16 protein-coding genes are annotated in these 21432 nt (G+C 73.0%); 7 read left to right on the top strand and 9 right to left on the bottom strand.

Going from position 1 to position 21432, the window contains the following annotated elements; translation table 11 throughout:
- Positions 1-208 precede the first annotated feature (208 nt).
- Complete coding sequence (locus ABZO31_RS11300) at positions 209-946, top strand: helix-turn-helix transcriptional regulator (protein ID WP_406861013.1); 738 nt, start codon at positions 209-211, stop codon at positions 944-946.
- 36 nt (positions 947-982) lie between these two features.
- On the opposite strand, the gene ABZO31_RS11305 is transcribed toward ABZO31_RS11300, so the two are convergent.
- Positions 983-1885, bottom strand: coding sequence for an ABC transporter permease (locus ABZO31_RS11305; RefSeq protein WP_406861014.1), 903 nt, complete (start codon positions 1883-1885; stop codon positions 983-985).
- The gene (locus ABZO31_RS11310) at positions 1882-4554 is read right to left on the bottom strand and encodes an alpha/beta fold hydrolase (protein WP_406861015.1); all 2673 of its coding nucleotides are present in this window, start codon (positions 4552-4554) and stop codon (positions 1882-1884) included. Before ABZO31_RS11310 ends, ABZO31_RS11305 begins: the two co-directional genes overlap by 4 nt.
- A gap of 202 nt (positions 4555-4756) precedes the next feature.
- Here ABZO31_RS11310 and ABZO31_RS11315 point away from each other — a divergent pair, with 202 nt between their 5' ends.
- A complete protein-coding gene (locus ABZO31_RS11315; RefSeq protein WP_406861016.1) occupies positions 4757-5947 on the top strand; it encodes a S8 family peptidase in 1191 nt (396 codons plus the stop codon).
- A gap of 66 nt (positions 5948-6013) precedes the next feature.
- On the opposite strand, the gene mmsA is transcribed toward ABZO31_RS11315, so the two are convergent.
- The 5 genes from mmsA to iolC are packed head-to-tail and all read right to left on the bottom strand — an operon-like array spanning position 6014 to position 12287.
- Positions 6014-7516, bottom strand: coding sequence for a CoA-acylating methylmalonate-semialdehyde dehydrogenase (gene mmsA / locus ABZO31_RS11320; RefSeq protein ID WP_406861017.1), 1503 nt, complete (start codon positions 7514-7516; stop codon positions 6014-6016).
- A gap of 13 nt (positions 7517-7529) precedes the next feature.
- A complete protein-coding gene (gene iolD, locus ABZO31_RS11325; protein ID WP_406861018.1) occupies positions 7530-9404 on the bottom strand; it encodes a 3D-(3,5/4)-trihydroxycyclohexane-1,2-dione acylhydrolase (decyclizing) in 1875 nt (624 codons plus the stop codon).
- Entirely contained in the window at positions 9401-10213 is an 813-nt protein-coding gene (gene iolB, locus ABZO31_RS11330; protein WP_406861019.1) for a 5-deoxy-glucuronate isomerase, read from the bottom strand. The genes iolD and iolB overlap by 4 nt, the downstream gene beginning before the upstream one ends.
- An 8-nt stretch (positions 10214-10221) precedes the next feature.
- Positions 10222-11124: a Cgl0159 family (beta/alpha)8-fold protein gene (locus tag ABZO31_RS11335; protein WP_406861020.1), complete on the bottom strand. Its 903-nt coding sequence runs from the start codon at positions 11122-11124 to the stop codon at positions 10222-10224.
- On the bottom strand, positions 11121-12287 hold the full coding sequence (iolC, locus tag ABZO31_RS11340; protein ID WP_406861021.1) for a 5-dehydro-2-deoxygluconokinase: 1167 nt from the start codon (positions 12285-12287) through the stop codon (positions 11121-11123). Before iolC ends, ABZO31_RS11335 begins: the two co-directional genes overlap by 4 nt.
- 123 nt (positions 12288-12410) lie before the next feature.
- On the opposite strand from iolC, the gene ABZO31_RS11345 reads away from it, so the two are divergent.
- Positions 12411-13340 (top strand): sugar phosphate isomerase/epimerase family protein, encoded by a 930-nt coding sequence (locus tag ABZO31_RS11345; RefSeq protein ID WP_406861022.1) that lies wholly within the window; start codon positions 12411-12413, stop codon positions 13338-13340.
- A gap of 193 nt (positions 13341-13533) precedes the next feature.
- The gene (locus tag ABZO31_RS11350) at positions 13534-13800 is read left to right on the top strand and encodes a helix-turn-helix transcriptional regulator (RefSeq protein WP_406861023.1); all 267 of its coding nucleotides are present in this window, start codon (positions 13534-13536) and stop codon (positions 13798-13800) included.
- A gap of 24 nt (positions 13801-13824) precedes the next feature.
- On the opposite strand, the gene ABZO31_RS11355 is transcribed toward ABZO31_RS11350, so the two are convergent.
- Positions 13825-16053: an MMPL family transporter gene (locus tag ABZO31_RS11355; protein ID WP_406861024.1), complete on the bottom strand. Its 2229-nt coding sequence runs from the start codon at positions 16051-16053 to the stop codon at positions 13825-13827.
- A 169-nt stretch (positions 16054-16222) separates the two neighbouring features.
- Between ABZO31_RS11355 and ABZO31_RS11360 the strand changes: the two genes are divergently transcribed.
- The 3 genes from ABZO31_RS11360 to ABZO31_RS11370 all read left to right on the top strand — a co-directional run bounded on the left by ABZO31_RS11360 (position 16223) and on the right by ABZO31_RS11370 (position 19599).
- Positions 16223-16867, top strand: a complete 645-nt coding sequence (locus tag ABZO31_RS11360) for a TetR/AcrR family transcriptional regulator (RefSeq protein WP_406861025.1) — start codon at positions 16223-16225, stop codon at positions 16865-16867.
- 76 nt (positions 16868-16943) lie between these two features.
- A complete protein-coding gene (locus ABZO31_RS11365) occupies positions 16944-17258 on the top strand; it encodes a heavy-metal-associated domain-containing protein (protein WP_406861026.1) in 315 nt (104 codons plus the stop codon).
- Between the two features lie 130 nt (positions 17259-17388).
- Complete coding sequence (locus ABZO31_RS11370) at positions 17389-19599, top strand: heavy metal translocating P-type ATPase (RefSeq protein ID WP_406861027.1); 2211 nt, start codon at positions 17389-17391, stop codon at positions 19597-19599.
- Positions 19600-20102: 503 nt separating this feature from the next.
- Here ABZO31_RS11370 and ABZO31_RS11375 read toward each other — a convergent pair.
- On the bottom strand, positions 20103-21392 hold the full coding sequence (locus tag ABZO31_RS11375) for a citrate synthase (RefSeq protein WP_406861028.1): 1290 nt from the start codon (positions 21390-21392) through the stop codon (positions 20103-20105).
- Positions 21393-21432: the final 40 nt, after the last annotated feature.

The following is a 21432-nucleotide window of genomic DNA, read 5'->3' on the forward strand; positions in this document are numbered from 1 at the left end:
CATCTCCCCCTCTGTGTACGGCACTTGTGAATGTGACGTTCGAGGCCGCCCGAAGGAGCAGACGAAGGGATTGCGGAAGGATCTCAATGCGGCAACGGCCACCCGCCGTGGCAGGGACTCGCCATCCTGCGACCTGGGTCTTGTCACCGTGTGCAGTCACGTGAGTACATGGAGTGGCGCACACCGATTTCTGCGGGGGGTGGTGACGGTGGCGGACCTGGCGGGTTCCGTACTGGGCCGGACGGCGACGACGGACGTCTCCGTGCGGGACGGTGCGGGGGTGCGGGACGGGCCGGCGGTGGTGTTGCGGCCGTCCGGGCGGCCTGTGCGCGGGGTGCGGCAGATCAGTGCCGTCCTCGCCGGACTCGCCGGCTCCGCGCGGTACGAGGTGCTGACCTACGACGATCCGGCCGCCTCCGCGGACCGAGCGATCCCCGGGCCGTTCCTGGAACTGGCAGGAGCGTGCATGCGGACCGCGGCGGAACGGGCCGGATCGGTGCGGCGGATCGTGCCCCGGCACGCACTGCCGTACGTGGCCGGGACGGTCCGGGCGGGCCGCGCCCGGATCGCCCGGTCGATCCCGTTCAAGATGATCCTGGTCGACCGGCGGGTGGCGGCGGTCCCGCTCGACCTCGAACTGCTCTACAACGGGCTGCTGCTGATCCGCGACCCGGTGGTCGTGCAGGCCCTCGTCCGCGCCCACCGCGCCACCTGGGAAGCGGGCGAGGAACTGACCGGCGCCGTCGTCCCGCACCGCGAGCTGTCCCCGCAGCTCCGGCCGGTGCTCGACGCGCTGCTCGCCGGGCAGACCGACGAGGCCGCCGCCGCCCGGCTCGGGATGTCGGCGCGCACGTACAGCAGACGCGTCGGCGAGCTGCTGAGCGCCCTCGGCACGACGAGCCGCTTCCGGGCGGGTGCGGAAGCGGCTCGTCGGGGGTGGCTGTGAACACCGCGGCGGGGGCGGCCCGCCGGGGCTTTCGGATCAGGACACGATGTCCTTGCGGGCGAAACCCCGGAAGGCGAACGCGACCAGGATCAGCGCGTAGGTCACCGAGACCGCCGCCCCCTTGACCATGCCGCCCCACTCCAGCTGCGGCTGGAGCGCGTCGGCCCAGGCGAACTGCCAGTGCGCCGGCAGGAACTCGCGCCAGTCGCCGAGCGCGGTCACCGCGTCCAGGACGTTGCCGATGATCGTCAGCCCGACCGCGCCGCCGACCGCGCCCAGCGGGGCGTCGGTGCGGGTGGACAGCCAGAACGCGAGCCCGGCGGTGACCAGTTGGGAGACGAACACGAAGGCGACGACCAGCGCGAGCCGCAGCACGGCGTCCCCGGCCGGCAGCGCTCCCCCGGCCGGCAGCTGCAGCGGCCCCCAGCCGTACACGACCGTGCCCACGGCCAGCGCGACCAGCGGCAGCAGCACCATCGCCGCCGCGCTGAACGCCAGACCCACGACCAGCTTCGACCAGAGCAGCCGGGCCCGCGGCACCGGCGCGGCAAGGAGGTAGCGCAACGACGACCAACTGGCCTCGGAGGCCACCGTGTCACCGCAGAACAGCGCGACGGGCACCACGAGGAGGAAACCGGCCGAGACGAACAGACAGGTCGCGGCGAAGTTCGCGCCGGACGCCGTCGCCGTGTCCATCAGGTTGATCCGGTTGTTGCCCCGGCCGTCGCCGTCCGGGCCGCCGCCGATCCAGAAGGCGACGGCGAGCACGAACGGCAGGGCGGCGAGGATCCCGGCCATCACATAGGTGCGGCGGCGCTTGAGCTGGCGCAGGGCCTCCACGCGCAGCGGCAGCGTGCGCCGGGCCCGGTAGCCGGGCGCGGTCTCCGCCAGGGCGACGGGCGCCGGGGGCGGAGCCTTCGGGGTGGTCGGGGCGGTCATGCGGAGTCCCCTCCGATCAGGGTGAGGAACGCGTCCTCGAGGCGGCGGTGCGGGCCCACCCCGGTCAGCGGCACGTCCAGGCGGACGAGTTCGCCGATCAGGGCGGTCGGGGCCGCGCCGTCCAGCCGGACCAGGACGCCGCCCTCGGTACGGGCCGCGGAGCCGACGCCGGGCAGCGCGCCGATCTTCTCGACGAGCGGCTCGGAGAGTTCGCCGGAGACGGTGACGAGCAGGGTGTCGCCGGAGCCGGTGATCTCCTCGACCGGCCCGGCCTGCACCAGCCGGCCGCGGTCCATGACCACGAGATGGGTGCAGGACTGCTCCACCTCCGACAGGAGGTGGCTGGAGACGATGACGGTCCGGCCCCCGGCCGCGTACCGGATCATCACGTCCCGCATCTCGCGGATCTGCGGCGGGTCGAGGCCGTTGGTCGGCTCGTCGAGGATCAGCAGGTCCGGCAGGCCGAGCATGGCCTGGGCGATGGCGAGGCGCTGCCGCATGCCCTGCGAGTAGGTGCGCACGGCGCGGGCCAGGGCGTCGCCGAGACCCGCGATCTCCAGGGCCTCCTCCAGGTGCGCGTCCTCGGCGGGCCGGCCGGTGGCCTTCCAGTACAGCTCCAGGTTGTCCCGGCCGGACAGGTGCGGCAGGAAGCCCGCGCCCTCGACGAACGCGCCGACCCGGGACAGGACGGGAGCACCGGGCCGGATGGCCTGGCCGAACACCCGGATCTCGCCGTCGTCCGGGGTGATCAGACCCATCAGCATCCGCAGGGTGGTGGTCTTCCCGGCCCCGTTGGGGCCGAGCAGGCCGAGGACCTGGCCCTGCTCGACGCGGAAGGAGAGTTCCCGTACGGCGTACCGGTCGGTGGCGCCCGCGTACTTCTTCGTCAGCCCGGTGATCTGCAGCGGCACGGCGGCCAGCTCCGGGTCCGGGGCGGGCGCGGCGGTGCGGCGGCGGGCGGTGAGCAGCAGGGCCGCCGCGATCAGGACGCCGGCGGCGGGCAGGCCCCAGACCCACCAGGGCAGTCCGGCCGCCTGGGTGCGCACGGCCGGCGCGGTGGGCACGGTGAGCGGGCCCTCCGCGGCGACGGTGTACGCGGCGGGGGTGGCCGGCGAGGCGTAGCCGAGGTCGGTGGCGGCGAGCACCAGGCGCAGCCGGTGCCCGGCCTCGACCTCGTGGTCCACGGCGGGCAGCGTCAGGTCGACGCTCCGGCCCTGCTGGGCGCCGTCGACGCGGACGGGGGCGACGAGCTGGGCGGGCAGCACCTGCTGCCGGCCGTCCGGCCCGACGTCGTACACCTTGCCGAACAGGACGGCCTCGCCGGTGTCGGAGGTGACCTTGACGCGCACGGTCGGCGCGCCGGTGATCCGCATCGGCACGGTCAGCGGGCGGGACTCGAAGGCGGCGAACTGGCCGGGGAAGTCCAGCGAGAGTCCGACGCCGAGGGAGGAGAAGGAGCCGAGCGCGCCGCCGACGCCGGGGACGGCGGAGATGGCGGGCGGGTTGGCGCCGGCCGGATTGGCGAAGGTCTGCGCCCGGCCGGCGAGTTCGACGGTGCGGGCGCCTGCGGCGAGGCCGGGGTAGCGGTCGGCGGTCGCGCCGCGCAGGGTGGCCCGGCCGTCGGTGGAGTCGACGCCGCCGGTGCGGCTGACGCGGAAGGCGGGACCGGTGTCGGCGTTCGCCTCGCCCTTGAGGTGGCGGTCGAACCAGGCGCCGACGCGGGACTCGATCCGGTCGGTCTCGCGGTCGCCGCCGTCGTGGCCGCCGGCGATCCAGTCGACCGCGACCGGTGCGCCGTTGGCGGCGATGGTGCGGGCCATGGCGTCGGCGTGGGAGAGCGGGAACAGCGAGTCGGCCTGCCCCTGGACGATCAGCGTCGGGACCTTGATCCTGGCGCCGACGGCGGAGGGGCTGCGGGCCTCCAGGAGCGCGCGGGCGGCGGCGTCGGGCTTTCCGCTGACGGCGACGCGCTGGTAGAGGGCGCAGAGTTCGTCGGTGAACCGCCCGCAGGCGGAGGGAGCGGCGACGGGGCGGCCGGCGCCGGCACCCGGGCCGCCGGGGGTCGCCGAGGTGGACCCGGTGGAGAAGAAGATCCCGGCCCAGAGCTTCTTGAACACCCCGTTCGGGAACAGGGCGTCGGCGAGGTTCCAGTACGTGATCGCCGGGGCGATCGCGTCGACGCGCGGGTCGTACCCGGCGGCGAGGAGCGCGATCGCCCCGCCGTAGGAGGCGCCGGCGACGCCGACCCGCGGGTCGCCCTTCTCGTCGAGACGGACCTCGGGGCGTGCGGCCAGCCAGTCGATCAGCCGGCGGACGTCCTGGACCTCGTGGGCGGGGTCGTTGAGCCCGATCCGCCCGGTGGACCGGCCGAAGCCGCGGGCGGACCAGGTGAGCACGGCGTACCCGTCGCGGGCGAGCTTCTCGGCCTGGGCGCGCACGTCGTCCTTGCTGCCGCCGAAGCCGTGCCCGAGGAGCACGGCGGGGCGGCGGCCGTCACCGCCGGCGGTGAAGTACGAGGTGTCGATCTGCGCGCCGGGCAGGTCGAGGACCCGGTCGGCGCGCTGCACGGGCGGGGGTCGGTCCGAGGCGGCGGCGGCCCAGGCCCCGCCGCCCGCGAGGACGGCGAGGACGGCGAGGACCGCGGTCCACCGGGGAAGTCGGGGCTTCATGCGCCAAACCCTAAGCGGCGCTCCTGTGCGCGGCGCGGCCCGTCAGGCGGAACCGGGCGGCCTCCTTGAGGCGTACGAGGAGGTTCCGCGTACACCCGCTGCGGTATGTGGACGTCGCGTGATCCCCTCTTGTGCCGCACATGACAACAAGAGACCCTGTGGCACCCCCGATCGGACAAACGAAAGGTCAGGTGCCCCTTTCATGACTTCCGCATCCCGCCGGTCCCGCCGTCTCGGCGCGCTGATACCCGTCGTCGCGCTGGTGGGCGGCGTCCAGTTCGCCGCCTCCCCCACCGCGCAGAGCGCGACGATCGGCGAGCTCCGGCTCGCGCCCGAGGCCGTGGCCGTGGACGGCAGCTGGATCGTCGTCCTCAAGGACGGCTCGACGCGCGCGGCGGACCTCGGTGTGACGCCGCAGCACGAGTACCGCTCCGTCCTCAAGGGCTTCTCCGCCTCGATGTCGCGGACGCGGGCCGCGCGGCTCGCCGCCGACCCGCGGGTGAAGTACGTCGAGCAGAACGCCGTCGTGCGGATGGCCGCCGACACCCAGCCGAACGCGACCTGGGGCCTGGACCGGGTCGACCAGCGGAACCTGCCGCTGTCGACGACGTACACGTACGACACCACCGCCTCGAACGTGACGGCGTACATCATCGACACCGGCATCCGCACCTCGCACGGCGAGTTCGGCGGCCGCGCCTCGGTCGGCAAGGACACCGTCGGCGACGGGCAGAACGGCCAGGACTGCCAGGGCCACGGCACGCATGTCGCGGGCACGGTCGGCGGCGCGAAGTACGGCGTCGCCAAGGGCGTGAAGCTGGTGGCCGTCCGGGTCCTGGGCTGCGACGGCTCCGGCACGACCGCGGGCGTCATCGCCGGCGTCGACTGGGTCACCGCCAACGCGCAGAAGCCGGCCGTCGCCAACATGAGCCTCGGCGGCAGCGCCAACGCCTCCCTGGACGACGCGGTGAAGCGCTCGATCGCCTCGGGCGTCACCTACGGCGTGGCCGCGGGCAACGGCCTGCCGCTGCTCGGCCTGCCCGCGAACGCCTGCAACTACTCGCCGGCCCGCGTCCCCGAGGCCCTCACGGTCGGCGCGACGGACAGCACCGACCGCCGCGCCTCCTTCTCCAACTACGGGCGCTGCGTCGACCTGTTCGCCCCGGGCGTGAACATCACCTCGGCCTGGAAGGACGGCGACTCCGCCACCCACACCATCTCCGGTACGAGCATGGCGACGCCGCACACCGTCGGCGCCGCCGCCCTCTACCTGGCCACCCACCCCACGGCCGCCCCGGCCCACGTGAACGCGGCCCTGGTGGACAACGCCACCCCGGACAAGGTCCAGAACCCGCTCACCGGCTCCCCGAACAAGCTCCTCCACACCCGGTAGCGACCACGGCCGAGGCCCCGTACGGATCGGACGGTCGATCCGTACGGGGCCTCGGCGCGAGGGGCCTCAGTGGTTGCGCGGGAAGCCCAGGTCCACGCCCGCCGGGGCCTCGGACGGGTCCGGCCAGCGGGTGGTGACGACCTTGCCGCGGGTGTAGAAGTGCACGCCGTCGTTGCCGTAGATGTGGTGGTCGCCGAAGAGCGAGTCCTTCCAGCCGCCGAAGGAGTGGTAGCCCACCGGCACCGGGATCGGCACGTTCACGCCGACCATGCCCGCCTCCACCTCCAGCTGGAAGCGGCGGGCCGCGCCGCCGTCGCGGGTGAAGATCGCGGTGCCGTTGCCGAACGGCGAGGCGTTGATGAGGGCGAGGCCCTCCTCGTACGTGTCGGCGCGCAGCACGCACAGCACCGGGCCGAAGATCTCGTCGCGGTAGGCGTCCGCGTCGGTGGAGACCTTGTCGAGCAGCGACAGGCCGATCCAGTGACCGTCCTCGTAGCCCTCGACGGTGTACCCGGTGCCGTCCAGGACGACCTCCGCGCCCTGGGCCGCGGCGCCGTGCACGTACGAGGCGACCTTGTCGCGGTGGACCTTGGTGATCAGCGGACCCATCTCCGAGGTCGGGTCGTCGCCGGGACCGATCTTGATCTTCTCGGCCCGCTCGCGGATCCTCTCGACCAGCTCGTCGCCGATGGCGCCGACCGCGACGACCGCGGAGATCGCCATGCAGCGCTCGCCGGCCGAGCCGTACGCCGCGGAGACCGCCGCGTCGGCGGCCGCGTCGAGGTCCGCGTCCGGCAGCACGAGCATGTGGTTCTTCGCGCCGCCGAGGGCCTGCACCCGCTTGCCGTTGGCGGAGGCGGTGGTGTGGATGTAGCGGGCGATCGGGGTGGAGCCGACGAAGGAGATCGCGGCGACGTCGGGGTGCTCCAGGAGCCGGTCGACGGCCACCTTGTCGCCGTGCACGACGTTGAACACGCCGTCCGGCAGGCCCGCCTCGGCGAGCAGCTCGGCGATCTTCAGCGACGGCGAGGGGTCCTTCTCGCTGGGCTTGAGCACGAAGGTGTTGCCGCAGGCGATGGCCAGCGGGAACATCCACATCGGCACCATGGCCGGGAAGTTGAACGGCGTGATGCCGGCGACGACGCCGACGGGCTGGCGGATCGCGGCGACGTCGACCCGGCTGGACACCTGGGTGGACAGCTCGCCCTTGAGCTGGGTGGTGATGCCGCAGGCCAGGTCGACGATCTCCAGGCCGCGGGCGACCTCGCCGAGCGCGTCGGAGTGCACCTTGCCGTGCTCGGCGGTGATCAGCTCGGCGATGGCGTCGCGGTTGGCGTCGAGCAGCGCCCGGAAGCGGAACAGGATCGTGGTGCGCTGCGCCAGCGAGGACTGGCCCCAGGTCGCGAACGCGGCCTTCGCGGAGGCCACCGCCGCGTCGACCTCGTCGACGGAGGCGAGCGCCACCTGCGTGGTCACGGCGCCGGTGGCCGGGTCGGTGACCGGGCCCCAGTTGCCCGACGTGCCCTCGACGGTCTTGCCACCGATCCAGTGGTGGACGGACTTCGTCATGACGATTGCTCCTTCACAGATGGCGGCGTCGGGCCGTGACGTGCCGGTCGTACTGTTCGCGTGCCTTGACCGCCGACGGGCGGGTGGCGGTCTCGGCCACGGGCACATCCCACCACGCCTCGGCCGGGGGCGCGCCCGACACTGTGTCTGCCGTTTCGGTCTCGACGTAGACACATGTGGGGACGGTCGCGGCACGGGCATCGGCAAGTGCTTCCCGCAGGTCACGGATGGTGCGGGCGCGCAGCACCCGCATGCCGAGGGAGGCCGCGTTGGCGGCCAGGTCGACCGGCAGCGGGGGGCCGGTGTAGGTGCGGTCGGCGGCCCGGAAGCGGTAGGCGGTGCCGTACCGCTCGGCGCCGACGGACTCGGAGAGCGAGCCGATCGAGGCGTAGCCGTGGTTCTGCAGGATCACCAGTTTGATCGGCAGGTCCTCCTGGACTGCGGTGACGATCTCGGTGGGATTCATGAGGTACGTACCGTCGCCGACCAGGGCCCAGACGGGCCGGCCGGGCGCGGCGAGGGCGACGCCGACGGCCGCCGGGATCTCGTAGCCCATGCAGGAGTAGCCGTACTCGACGTGGTACTGGTCCGCGGAACGGGTGCGCCAGAGCCTGTGCAGGTCGCCGGGGAGCGAGCCGGCCGCGTTGATCAGGATGTCGTCCTCGGTGACCAGGGTGTCGAGCACGCCGAGGACCTGCGGCTGGGTGGGCCGGGCGTCCTCCCGGCCGGGGGCGTACGCGGCGGAGACGCGGGCCTCCCAGCGGTCCCGCTCGGCGCGGTACTCGTGCTCGTAGCCGGCCGGGACTCCGTGTCCGGAGAGGTCGCGGCGGATCCGTTCCAGGCCGGCGCGGGCGTCGGCGACCAGCGGCAGGGCGGCCGCCTTGTGGGCGTCGAAGCCGGTGATGTTGAGGTTGACGAAGCGGACGCCGGGGCGGGCGAAGAGGGTGCCCGAGGCGGTGGTGAAGTCGGTGTACCGGGTGCCGACGCCGAGGATCAGGTCGGCGGTGCGGGCGAGGTGGTCGGCGACGGCGGTGCCGGTGTGGCCGATGCCGCCGACGTCGGAGGGGTGGCCGTGCTGAAGGGCGCCCTTGCCGGCCTGGGTGGCGGCGACGGGGATGCCGGTGGCGGCGGCGAGGACACCGAGGGCGGATTCGGCGCCGCTGTGCTTCACCCCTCCCCCGGCGACGATCAGCGGCCGCTCGGCGGCACGGATCGCGTGCACGGCGGCGGCGAGTTCGGTCTCGTCGGGCAGCGGGCGGCGCACCCGCCAGTTGCGCTCGGCGAAGAACTCGACGGGCCAGTCGTACGCCTCGGTCTGCACGTCCTGCGGCAGGGCGAGGGTGACCGCGCCGGTCTCGGCGGGGTCGGCGAGGGTCCGCATGGCGGCGAGCGCGGCGGGGATCAGCTGCTCGGGGCGGGTGATCCGGTCGAAGTACCTGGAGACCGGCCGCAGGCAGTCGTTGACGGACACGTCGCCCGCGGAGGGGACTTCGAGCTGCTGGAGCACGGGGTCGGCGGGGCGGGTGGCGAAGGCGTCGCCGGGGAGCAGCAGGACGGGCAGCCGGTTGATCGTGGCGAGCGCGGCGCCGGTGACGAGGTTGGTCGCGCCGGGGCCGATGGAGGTGGTGACGGCCTGGGCGGAGAGCCGGCCGTTCTGCCGGGCGAAGCCGACGGCCGCGTGCACCATGGCCTGTTCGTTGCGGCCCTGGAGGTACGGCATGTCGTCGGCGTACTCGACGAGTGCCTGTCCGACGCCGGCGACGTTGCCGTGGCCGAAGATGCCCCAGGTCGCGTGGATCAGCCGGCGCCGGACGCCGTCCCGCTCCGTGTACTGGTGACTGAGGAAGCGCACCAGGGCCTGTGCGACGGTCAGCCGCTCGACGGTCATCGGTAGCCCTCCGTGTGGTCGGGGTGGAAGCGGATCCGCCATTCCCGCTCGGCGCCCGGGCCCGCCATCACGTTCAGGTAGTACATGGTGTGGCCGGGCTGGGCGATCGACGGGCCGTGCCAGCCGTCGGGGACGAGGACGACGTCACCCGTGCGGACCTCGGCGAGCAGGTCCGCGCCGCCGGGCCGGGAGGGCGAGACGCGCTGGTAGCCGTAGCCCTCGCCGGCGATCTCGTAGTAGTAGATCTCCTCCAGTGCGGACTCCTCGCCGGGCACGTGCTCGTCGTGCTTGTGCGGCGGGTAGGAGGACCAGTTGCCGCCCGGGGTGACGACCTCGACGGCGATCAGCCGGTCGCAGTCGAACGCGTCGGCGGCGGCGAAGCCGCGTACCTCGCGGGCCGTGCCGCCGCTGCCGCGGGGCTCGACCGGAACCTCCGGCGCGGGGCCGTAGCGGGCGGGGAGTCGTCGCTCGCACTTCGCTCCTGCCAGGGCGAAGCGGCCTCCCGCACCGGAGGCGATCAGCACGCGGGCGTCCCTGGGCACGTACGCGAAGTCGGTGACCCCGTCGAACACGCTTGTCCGGCCCCGCAGTTTGAAGCTCTCACCGTTCACCTGCACCGTACCGTCGCGGGCTGACAGGGGGAGCACGATCCACTCGAACTCCCCGCTGTCGAGGGTGTGGCTCCCGCCGGGTACGAGGTCGAGGACGCGCAGCGCGGAGTGGTCCCAGCCGGCCCACGCGGGCTCGACGCGCAGCGCGTACGGGCCGTCGGCGGCGGTGCCGGCGGGCAGGTGAAGGGTCGTGTCCATGGTCCCTCTCAGGGTCCGGCGAGCAGGTCCGCGGCGGTGTCGACGGCGGCGGCCACGTCGCCGTCGGGCGGGTAGAGCAGCGAGCGGCCGACGACCAGGCCGCGGACGGTGGGCAGCCGCAGCGCGGCGCGCCATCGCTCGTACGTGGCGTCCTGGTCGGGGCCGACGTCGCCGCCGAGCAGCACGGCGGGCAGGGTCGAGGTCTCCATGACGGCGGCCATGTCGTCCGGGTCGTCGGTGACGGGGACCTTGAGCCAGGTGTACGCGGAGGTGCCGGCGAGCCCGGAGGCGACGGCGAGGGAGGTGGTGACGGCCTCGGCGGACAGATCGGTGCGCAGCCGCCCGTCGGGGCCGCGGCGGCAGACGAACGGCTCGACGAAGACGGGCAGCCGGAGCGCGGCCATGGCGTCGACGGTGCGGGCGGCGGAGTGCAGGGTGTCGAGGGAGCCGGGGTCGTCGTAGTCGAGGCGGAGCAGCAGTTTCCCGGCGTCGAAGGCGAGCCGGGCGAGGTCCTCGGGGCGGTGTCCGGTGAACCGGTCGTCCAGTTCGAAGGCGGCCCCGGCGAGGCCGCCGCGGTTCATGGACCCGACGGCGAGGCGTTCTTCGAGGGCGCCGAGGAGCAGCAGGTCGTCGAGGATGTCGGCGGAGGCGAGCACGCCGTCGACCCCGGGCCGGGACAGCGCGAGCCGCAGCCGTTCGAGCAGGTCGATCCGGTGGGCCATGGCGAGCCGCCGCCCGCCGACGGCCAGGGCCCCGCGGGCCGGGTGGTCGGCCGCGATGATCAGGACCCGCCCGCGCTCCCCCACCAGCGCCCGTCGTTTGCGCCGGCCCGCCGCCTCGGCGACGGCCTCCGGGTGCCGGACGCGGACGTCGACGAGTTCGGCGACGTCGATGGGGGCGCGGGAGGTCATGAGACGCCTCCGCCAGGGTGGGTGGGGTCGTCGGGGTGGGTGGGGTCGTCGGGGTGGGTGGGGTCGTCGGGGTGGGTGGGGTCGCCGGGCCGGGCCGCCGCCGGACGGGCGGAGTCGCGGGACCGGCCGGGGCTCGCGGAGCCGTCGTGGCGGGCCGGGGCGGCCGGGTCGCCTGCGGCGGGCGCGAGGTCGGCGACGACCGCGCCCTTGGCCAGCGTCTCCTCGATCTCCCCGTCGTAGGGCATGGCCGAGGAGCAGGCGAGGCGGGAGGCGACGAGGGCGCCGGCGGCGTTGGCGTAACGCAGGACGTGCTCCAGGGGGCGTTTCGCGAGGAGTCCGTGGCAGAGGGCGCCGCCGAAGGCGTCGCCGGCGCCGAGTCCGTTGACGACGTCGACCGGGACGGGCGGGACGTCGGCACTCTCGCCGTCGGCGGCGAGGGCGAGGACGCCCTTGGGGCCCTGTTTGACGACGGCGAGGCGGACGCCGGCGGCGAGCAGGGCGCGGGCGGCGGCGTGCGGTTCGTGCTCGCCGGTGGCGATCGCGCACTCCTCGAGGTTGCCGACGGCGACGGTCGCGTACCGCAGCGCCTCGCGGTAGTGCCGTCGTACGTCCTCGGGGTCGGGGTCGTCCCAGAGCATCGGCCGCCAGTCGAGGTCGAAGACGGTGTGCTCGGCCCGGCCGCGGGCGCGCAGGGCCTCCAGGGTCGCGCCGCGGCTGGGCTCGGCGCTGAGGCCGGTGCCGGTCATCCAGAAGACCCGCGCCGCGGCGATCGCGTCGAGGTCGAGCTCGTCGGCGCGGATCTCCAGGTCGGGGGCCTTGGGGCGGCGGTAGAAGTACAGCGGGAAGTCGTCCGGCGGGAACAGCTCGCAGAAGGTGAGGGGCGTCGGCAGCCCGTCAACCGGGGTCACCCAGCGGTCGTCGACCCCGAACGCGCGCAGTTCGCGGTGCAGGTAGTCGCCGAAGGGGTCGGCACCGGTGCGGGTGACGACGGCGGTGCGCCGCCCGAGCCGGGCGGCGGCGACCGCGACGTTGGTGGCGGAGCCGCCGAGGAACTTGCCGAAGGCGTCCACGTCCGCGATCGGCACCCCCGTCCGCAGGGGGTAGAGGTCCACGCCGATCCGCCCCATGGTGATCACGTCGTACGCGTCGTCCTGCCGCCGCATGCGTGCCGCCTCTCGTGTGGCCCGGCACCAGATCTAGTCCGGGCTCGGAAGCCTGTCAACATTTTGTCCTTACATTCGGACGAACTCTTGACCGCTTCCGGGCCCCCGGCCAAGCTGAGCCGCATGACGCCGACGCCCCCGCAGTCGCCCGCGCACCCTCTCCTCTCCCGCATCCGCATCGGCTCCGCCCCCGACTCCTGGGGGGTGTGGTTCCCCGACGACCCCCGCCAGGTCCCCTGGGAACGGTTCCTCGACGAGGTCGCGCGGGCCGGGTACGGGTGGATCGAACTCGGCCCGTACGGCTATCTGCCCACCGATCCGGCGCGGCTCACCGAGGAGACGCGGCGGCGCGGGCTGCGGGTCTCGGCCGGCACGGTCTTCACCGGCCTGCACCACGGCCCCGCGGTCTGGGACCGCACCTGGGCGCATGTCGCCGACAACGCGGCGCTGGCCCGGGCCATGGGGGCGGAACACCTGGTCGTGATCCCGTCGTTCTGGCGGGACGACAAGACGGGCGAGGTCCTGGAGGACCGCACGCTGACCCCCGCGCAATGGCGCGATCTGACCGCCCTGACGGAGCGCCTGGGGCGCCGGGTGCAGGACGAGTACGGCCTGCGCATCGTCGTCCACCCGCACGCGGACACACACATCGACACCGAGGAGAACGTGACCCGTTTCCTGGACGCCACCGATCCCGGCCTGGTCGCGCTCTGCCTGGACACCGGCCACTACGCGTACTGCGGCGGGGACAGCGTCAAGCTGATCGAGACGTACGGCGAGCGGATCGGCTACCTCCACCTCAAGCAGGTCGCCCCGGAGGTCCTGGCCCGGGTGGCCGCGGACGAGGTGCCGTTCGGCCCGGCGGTGGCGCAGGGCGTGATGTGCGAGCCGCCCGCAGGGGTGCCGGCCCTGGAGCCGGTCCTCGCGGCGGCGCAGGCACTGGGCGTGGAGCTGTTCGCCATCGTGGAGCAGGACATGTACCCCTGCCCGCCGGACAAGCCGTACCCGATCGCCGCACGGACGAGGCGCTATCTCCGCTCCTGCGGCGCCTGAGGGCGTACCGGACCTACGGGACCCAAGCGACCTGAAGAGCCACGCATATAACCACACGTCACTTTCATCACCTGGATCCCGTCCTCGTCACGTATATCTCCGTTTCACGGGCTTTCCGTCACAGGAGATCGACAAGGCCGCTCTCCCGGAAGACGCCCGCCGCACGCGGGGCACAGGCTCGGTGATCGCCAGCGTGCGCGGCGCAGCTCCCCCGACGGCACCCCCCGGCCGCACCTGCGCCGCACGCAGGGAGGTACCACGCATGACCGACAGAAGGCTCTGGTCGTACAGGGACATCGCCGCGCACATCCGGGTGCAGCCGGACACGGTCCGCTCCTACCGCAAGCACGGCCTGCTCCCGCCCCCCGACCGGGTCGAGAACGGCAAGCCGTACTGGTACGTGGACACGATCCGCACCTGGGTCGCCAACCGCCCCGGCAACCGGTCCCGCAGAGCGTGACACCCGGCGGGACCGTGGGGACCGTCAGGTCCCCACCGGCTCCTTCTCCCGGTCGTCCGCGGCCTTCGCCGGGACGGACACCGGCTCGCCGCCCTCGCTGATGCCGAACCTGTCGTGGAGCCGGCGCAGCGGGCCGGGGGCCCACCAGGTCAGCCGGCCGGTCAGCTTCATCACCGACGGGACGAGCAGGCTGCGCACCACCATCGCGTCCATGAGGACGGCGAGCGCGATCCCGAGCCCGAGCATCTTGGTGTTGGTCACCCGCGAGGTGCCGATCGCCACCATCACCACGGCCAGGATCACCGCGGCGGCCGTGATCAGCCCGCCGGTGCGGCTGAGGCCGAACCGTACGGAGTGCTCGTGGTCGCCGGTGGCGTCGTACTCCTCCTTGATCCGGGAGAGCAGGAACACCCCGTAGTCCATGGAGAGTCCGAACGCCACGCAGAACATCAGCACCGGCAGGGTGGTCTCGATGTCGCCGGTCGGGGTGAAGCCGAGCAGCCCGGACAGATGTCCCTCCTGGAACACCCACACCATCGCGCCGAACATCGCGGTCAGGCTGAGCGCGTTCAGTACGACGGCCTGCACGGGGATGAGCACGCTTCCGGTGAGCAGGAAGACCAGCAGCAGCGTGACCACCACGATGATCCCCAGCGCCCAGGGCAGCCGCTCCGCTATCGCGTCCTGGGAGTCGGTGAGCACCGCGGCCGTGCCGGTCACCGAGGTGTCGAAGGGGGCCGGCTCGGCGCGCAGGTCGTCCACGAGCGCCTTGACCTCGGGCCCGACGGCCTCGCCCTCCACCAGCACGGTGAAGTACGCGTCCGTGCCCTGCACCAGCGGCCCGTCCACCCGGACCGTGTGCGGCAGCGCGTCGATCCGGCTCCGGTAGTCGGCGTACTGCGCGGGCGTGCCCCGGCCCTCGGCGAGCACCGTCAGCGCACCCCCGGGGCTGGCGGGGAAGTCGTGCCGCAGCGCGTCCTGGACGACCCGGGGCTCGGAGCTCACGGGCAGCTGCCGGTCGTCGGCGGTGCCGAACGCGATGTTCAGGAACGGCAGTCCGAGCAGGACCAGGCCCACGACCGTGGCCACCGCGAAGACCGGGGCCCGCCGCATGACGAGTGTCGCCGCCCGCGCCCAGCCCGCCCCCGCGGGCTTGCCCGGCCCGGCTCCGGCGGCGTCCTTGCGGCGCCGGAACAGCTTCCGCAGGTCCAGCGCGTTCACCCGGTCCCCGAGCAGCAGCAGTGCGGCGGGCAGCAGGGTCAGCGCGGCGGCCGCGGCCAGCAGCACGACGGCGATGCCGGCGTAGGCGAAGGAGCGCAGGAAGTACTGCGGGAAGACCATCATCGCCGCGAGCGAGACCGCGACGGTCAGCGCGGAGAACAGCACCGTCCGCCCCGCCGTGCGCAGCGTCGTCGCCACGGCCGTACGGGTGTCGGCCCCGGTCTCCAGCTCCTCCCGGAACCGGCGGACGATGAACAGCGCGTAGTCGATGGCCAGTCCGAGGCCGAGGGCCGTGGTCAGGTTCATCGCGAAGACGGAGACGTCGGTGAACTCGGTGAGTCCGCGCAGCACCGCGTTCGTCCCCAGGATCGCGACGATGCCGACGCCCAGCGGCAGCAGGGCGGCGACGGCGCTGCCGAAGACCATCACGAGCAGGATCAGCGTGATCGGCAGGGCGATCAGCTCGGCCCGCAGCAGGTCCTCCTGGATGACCGTCTGCATCTCGTGCTGCACGGCCACCGGCCCGCCGAGGCTCACCTCCACCGGCCCCTGTGCGCCGCGGAAGTGGGGCGCGATCCGCTCCAGCGTCTCGCCGGCCGCCTTCTCGTCGCCCTGGATCCGGGCGGCTATCACGGCCTGCCGGCCGTCCTCGGAGCGCAGCGCCGGGGACTTGGCGGCCCAGTACGAGCCGACGCCCGTGACGCCCGGCTCGGCGTCGAGCCGTTCCGCCAGCCGGGCCGCCTCGGCGGCGACGGCCGGGGTGTCCACCCCCGTCTTCCCGGCGTCGACGAGCAGGAGCAGATTGGGCTGGGAGCCCGGGAACTCGCGCTGCAGCACCTCGGTGGCGTACGTGGACTCCGCGTCGGGGTCCTGCCAGCCGCCGCTGCCCATGCGGTCCGCGACCCCGCTCCCGGCGAGCACCGCCAGGGCGGTGATCATCAGCGCGACCAGCAGCGTCAGGCGCGGGCGCGCGGCGACGAACCGCGTCCACCCCCCGCCCCGCGGCGGCGCTGAATTCTTGACTTCGGCCATGACGCGGTGTCCCCTTCACCGAGACCCGTGCGCCTGTACCCGATTCCGGGCAGGCCGCAGGAGTCGACCATTGCCATACACTGGCAAACACGAGACATCGCTCGCGTTTTTCAAGAATGCGAGTGACCGCTCGTGTTTGTCAAACGCGTCACGAAAGCTGGGGACATCCATGTCCGAGGAACCCGCGCCGCGCCGCCGGCAGGCCCGCGGCGAGCGTCGCATCGCGCAGCTGCTGCAGGCCGCCGCGAGCGTCTTCTGCCGGACGGGATACGCGGCGGCCAGTACCAACGCGATCGCCCGCGAGGCGAAGGTCTCGCCCGGCACGCTCTACCAGTACTTCCCCAACAAGGAGGCGATCGCCGTCGAGCTCGGCGACCGCCTGCTGCAGGAGATGCGGGACGCCGAGGGCCTGGCCTTCGAGCGGGCCGACCTGGACCTCCCGCTGCCCGAGCTGGTCGACGCGGTGCTGGAGCCGGTGATCGCGTTCAACTGCCGCAACCCGGCCTTCCTCGCCCTCATGCACGGCAGCGGCGACGTCCCCGGCCGGATCGCCGAGGAGCACGAGGCGGTGCACGAGTCGATGCTGGCCCGCGTCGACGGGCTGATCGAGGCCCTCGCCCCCGGCCTGGACGCCGGCGAGCGGCGGCGGGTCGCCGCGATGGCCCTCGGGATCGTCAAGGCCGGCCTCGACCTGGTCCTCGCCGCCCCCGAGGGGCAGGAGCGGGACGGGACGGTCGCCGAGCTGAAGCGCGCGCTCGTCCGCTACCTCGACCCGCTGCTCGCCCCGCGGGAGCTCGGCGCGCCGCGACGTTGAAAGGTACCCCCCAGGGGTATAGAGTGTGGTTCCGTACCGGGCACCACACCGCACTGTCCCGAAAGAGGAGAACGCCATGACCGCCGAGACGAAGACCGAGCTCCCCCAGGCCACCGGCTCCTGCTGCTCGTCCACCGGCTCCTGCCACGACGGCGCGGCCGACGTGCAGGCCGGCGGCGTCACCACGGTCTACGAGGTCACGGGCATGACCTGCGGGCACTGCGAGGGCGCGGTCCGCAGCGAGATCTCCGAGCTCGCCGGTGTCACCTCCGTGACCGCCGTGGCCGCCACCGGCCAGGTCACCGTGGTCTCCGAGGCGCCGCTCGACCGGGCCGCCGTGGCCGCCGCCGTCGACGAGGCCGGCTACGAACTGGTCGGCGTCCAGGCCTGACACGCGCCGGGCACGCGCCGGGCACCCCCCGGCGCCCGCCGGAAACCCGCCGCGCGGGCCCGGCACCCGCACCACCCCCGCAGGGTCGTACCGTGGCAACGGTACGACCCTGTTCGCGTCGGGAAGGCACATGACCTCCAGCACCACCACCGAGCTCCTCGTCGGCGGCATGACCTGCGCCTCCTGCGCGGCCCGCGTGGAGAAGAAGCTCAACCGGATGGACGGCGTGACCGCCACCGTCAACTACGCGACCGAGAAGGCACGGATCGAGCATCCGGCAGAGGTCTCCGTCGACGACCTCATCGCCACGGTCGTCAGGACCGGCTACACGGCCGAACCGCCCCCTCCGCCGGAACCGGAACCGGAACCCGATTCCCGTACGAACGAACCCGCCGACGAGGCCGCCTCCCTCCGGCAGCGCCTCCTCGTCTCCGCGGTCCTCGCCGCGCCCGTGATCCTGCTCGCCATGGTCCCTGCCCTCCAGTTCGACAACTGGCAGTGGCTCAGCCTCACCCTCGCCGCGCCGGTCGTGGTCTGGGGCGGGCTGCCCTTCCACCGCGCCGCCTGGACGAATGCCCGGCACGGCGCGGCCACCATGGACACCCTCGTCTCGCTCGGCACGATCGCCGCCTTCGGCTGGTCCCTGTGGGCGCTCTTCATCGGCGACGCCGGCATGCCCGGGATGCGGCACGGCTTCGACCTCACGGTCTCCCGCTCCGACGCCGCCTCCACGATCTACCTGGAGGTCGCGGCCGGGGTCACCACCTTCATCCTGCTCGGCCGCTGGCTGGAGGCCCGCGCCAAGCGGAAGGCGGGCGCCGCCCTGCGCGCCCTCATGGAGCTCGGCGCGAAGGACGTCGCCGTCCTGCGCGGGGGCGCGGAGGTCCGCGTACCCGTGACGCGACTGCGGGTCGGCGACCGGTTCGTCGTACGCCCCGGGGAGAAGATCGCCACCGACGGTACGGTCGTCGAGGGCGCCTCGGCCGTGGACGCCTCGATGCTCACCGGCGAGTCCGTCCCCGTGGACGTGACCGCCGGCGACGCCGTCACCGGGGCGACCCTGAACGCGGGCGGCCGGCTCGTCGTCGAGGCCACCCGGGTCGGCGCCGACACCCGGCTCGCCCGGATGGCGAAGCTGGTCGAGGACGCCCAGAACGGCAAGGCCGAGGTGCAGCGCCTCGCCGACCGGATCTCCGCCGTCTTCGTCCCCGTCGTCCTGGTGATCGCCCTGGCCACGCTCGTCTACTGGCTCGGTACGGGAGCGGGCCCGACCGTCGCGTTCACCGCCGCCGTGGCCGTACTGATCATCGCGTGCCCCTGCGCGCTGGGCCTGGCCACGCCCACCGCCCTGATGGTCGGCACCGGCCGCGGCGCGCAGCTCGGCATCCTGATCAAGGGCCCCGAGGTGCTGGAGTCCACCCGCCGCGTCGACACGGTCGTCCTCGACAAGACCGGCACGGTCACCACCGGCCGCATGGAGCTGCGCAAGGCGTACGCCGAGGGCGACACCGACGAGAACGAGCTGCTGCGCCTCACCGGCGCACTGGAGCACGCCTCGGAGCACCCGGTCGCCCGCGCGCTCGCCGGCGGGGCGGCGCAGCGATTGGGCACCCTCCCCGCGGTGACGGACTTCGAGAACGTGCCCGGCCTCGGCGTCCGCGGCACGGTCGAAGGCCACCGCGTCCTCGCCGGGCGCCCGGCGCTCCTGGAGGCGGCCGGGATCGCGCCGCCGCCGCTGCCGGACGACCACGGGAGCACCGCCGTCGCGGTCGCCTGGGACGGGGTCGCCCGCGGCGTCCTCACCGTCGCGGACGCCGTCAAGGAGACCAGCCCCGAGGCGGTCGCCCGGCTGCGCGCCCTGGGTCTGACCCCGATGCTGCTGACCGGCGACAACCGGGCCGTCGCCGAGGAGGTGGCGGCTCAGGTCGGCGTCGACGAGGTGATCGCGGAGGTGCTGCCCGAGGAGAAGGTCGCGGTGATCGAGCGGCTGAGGGGCGAGGGCCGGACGGTCGCCATGGTCGGCGACGGGGTCAACGACGCGGCCGCGCTGGCCGTCGCGGACCTGGGCCTGGCGATGGGGACGGGGACCGACGCCGCGATCGAGGCCGGCGACCTGACGCTCGTCCGCGGGGACCTGCGGGTCGCGGCGGACGCGATCCGGCTCTCCCGGCGAACCCTCGCGACGATCAAGGGCAACCTGTTCTGGGCCTTCGGCTACAACGTGGCCGCGCTGCCGCTCGCGGCGGCCGGACTGCTCAACCCGATGATCGCGGGGCTCGCGATGGCCTTTTCATCCGTTTTTGTGGTGACAAATAGCCTGCGACTTCGGACGTTCACGTGAATTCACGTTCACGTGACGCACAAGACCTTCACAAAGAGACCTAGATCACAGATATTTGGGGGTAACCATCTGGGCTGTTCGCGAGTCTAAGTGGGCGATGCCGAGAACGTCTTGGGGGACGTTCATGGGATGTCTTGGGGGACGTCCCAGGCAAGCGTTGGCCGGGGCACGTGCACCGGGGAGCTTTGAGCGGCCCTCCCGTACGTACGTACCCCGGCAGACCGCGCACAGGCGCCCGGCCCGGATCCCGTGGGGGGAATCCGCACCGGGAATATGGGAAGCGCCCCGCTCGTCGACCCGTGGGGGGATCGGCGGCGGGGCGCTTTTCGTCGTACGGGGCCAGTCGTACGGGGCTCAGCGAGCCCTCACGAGGCGCGGCCCGAAGGCGCTCAGCGCTCCTCGACCGGGACGAAGTCGCGCAGGACCTCGCCCGTGGCGCCTCCACCCGGAGCACAACCCCCGGACCCCCGGCAGAGGGCCCTCGGGGTCGCGGTCCCTCGCGCTCAGCGCTCCTCGACCGGCACGAAGTCGCGCAGGACCTCGCCCGTGTAGATCTGGCGCGGGCGGCCGATGCGGGAGCCCGGCTCCTTGATCATCTCGTGCCACTGGGCGATCCAGCCCGGCAGGCGGCCCAGGGCGAAGAGGACGGTGAACATCTCCGTCGGGAAGCCCATCGCGCGGTAGATCAGACCCGTGTAGAAGTCCACGTTCGGGTAGAGGTTGCGCGAGACGAAGTAGTCGTCGGAGAGCGCGTGCTCCTCCAGCTTCAGCGCGATGTCCAGCAGCTCGTCGGACTTGCCGAGCGCCGAGAGGACGTCGTGCGCCGCCGCCTTGATGATCTTGGCGCGCGGGTCGAAGGACTTGTACACCCGGTGGCCGAAGCCCATCAGGCGGACGCCGTCCTCCTTGTTCTTCACCTTGCGGATGAAGGAGTCGACGTCGCCGCCATTGGCCTGGATGCCCTCGAGCATCTCCAGGACGGACTGGTTGGCGCCGCCGTGCAGGGGGCCCCACAGGGCCGAGATGCCCGCGGAGATCGAGGCGAACATGTTCGCCTGCGAGGAGCCGACCAGACGCACGGTGGAGGTCGAACAGTTCTGCTCGTGGTCCGCGTGCAGGATCAGCAGCTTGTCCAGGGCGGAGACCACGACCGGGTCGAGGTCGTAGTCCTGCGCCGGCACCGAGAAGGTCATCCGCAGGAAGTTCTCGACGTAGCCGAGGTCGTTGCGCGGGTAGACGAACGGGTGGCCGACCGACTTCTTGTACGCGTACGCCGCGATCGTCGGCAGCTTGGCCAGCAGCCGGATCGTCGACAGGTGACGCTGCGTCTCGTCGAACGGGTTGTGGCTGTCCTGGTAGAAGGTGGACAGCGCGGAGACCACCGACGACAGCATCGCCATCGGGTGGGCGTCCCGCGGGAAACCGCGGAAGAAGTTCTTGACGTCCTCGTGGACCAGCGTGTGCTGGGTGACCTCGTTCTGGAAGACGCTGAGCTCGTCCGCCTTCGGCAGCTCACCGTTGATCAGGAGGTACGCCACCTCCAGGAAGGTGGACTGCTCGGCGAGCTGCTCGATGGGGTAGCCGCGGTACCGCAGGATGCCCTGCTCGCCGTCCAGGTAGGTGATGGCGGATTTATAGGCGGCGGTGTTGCCGTAACCGCTGTCCAGCGTGACCAGACCGGTCTGGGCCCGGAGCTTCCCGATGTCGAAGCCCTTGTCGCCGACGGTGCTCTCGACCACCGGGTAGGTGTATTCACCGTCCGCGTACCGCAGTACTACAGAGTTGTCGCTCACGTCATCCCTCACCGACGTAGTGCCTCTTCTTCGAGGTGCC

It is taken from the genome of Streptomyces solicamelliae (assembly GCF_045348655.1).
Classification (GTDB): domain Bacteria; phylum Actinomycetota; class Actinomycetes; order Streptomycetales; family Streptomycetaceae; genus Streptomyces; species Streptomyces solicamelliae.

What these genes read in the sequence shown, in the direction of transcription:
- ABZO31_RS11305 (WP_406861014.1), bottom strand. Translation starts at nt 1,885, where the DNA reads ATGACCGCCCCGACCACCCCGAAGGCTCCGCCCCCGGCGCCCGTCGCC.
- ABZO31_RS11310 (WP_406861015.1), bottom strand. Translation starts at nt 4,554, where the DNA reads ATGAAGCCCCGACTTCCCCGGTGGACCGCGGTCCTCGCCGTCCTCGCC.
- ABZO31_RS11315 (WP_406861016.1), top strand. Translation starts at nt 4,757, where the DNA reads ATGACTTCCGCATCCCGCCGGTCCCGCCGTCTCGGCGCGCTGATACCC.
- mmsA (WP_406861017.1), bottom strand. Translation starts at nt 7,516, where the DNA reads ATGACGAAGTCCGTCCACCACTGGATCGGTGGCAAGACCGTCGAGGGC.
- iolD (WP_406861018.1), bottom strand. Translation starts at nt 9,404, where the DNA reads ATGACCGTCGAGCGGCTGACCGTCGCACAGGCCCTGGTGCGCTTCCTC.
- iolB (WP_406861019.1), bottom strand. Translation starts at nt 10,213, where the DNA reads ATGGACACGACCCTTCACCTGCCCGCCGGCACCGCCGCCGACGGCCCG.
- ABZO31_RS11335 (WP_406861020.1), bottom strand. Translation starts at nt 11,124, where the DNA reads ATGACCTCCCGCGCCCCCATCGACGTCGCCGAACTCGTCGACGTCCGC.
- iolC (WP_406861021.1), bottom strand. Translation starts at nt 12,287, where the DNA reads ATGCGGCGGCAGGACGACGCGTACGACGTGATCACCATGGGGCGGATC.
- ABZO31_RS11345 (WP_406861022.1), top strand. Translation starts at nt 12,411, where the DNA reads ATGACGCCGACGCCCCCGCAGTCGCCCGCGCACCCTCTCCTCTCCCGC.
- ABZO31_RS11355 (WP_406861024.1), bottom strand. Translation starts at nt 16,053, where the DNA reads ATGGCCGAAGTCAAGAATTCAGCGCCGCCGCGGGGCGGGGGGTGGACG.
- ABZO31_RS11360 (WP_406861025.1), top strand. Translation starts at nt 16,223, where the DNA reads ATGTCCGAGGAACCCGCGCCGCGCCGCCGGCAGGCCCGCGGCGAGCGT.
- ABZO31_RS11365 (WP_406861026.1), top strand. Translation starts at nt 16,944, where the DNA reads ATGACCGCCGAGACGAAGACCGAGCTCCCCCAGGCCACCGGCTCCTGC.
- ABZO31_RS11370 (WP_406861027.1), top strand. Translation starts at nt 17,389, where the DNA reads ATGACCTCCAGCACCACCACCGAGCTCCTCGTCGGCGGCATGACCTGC.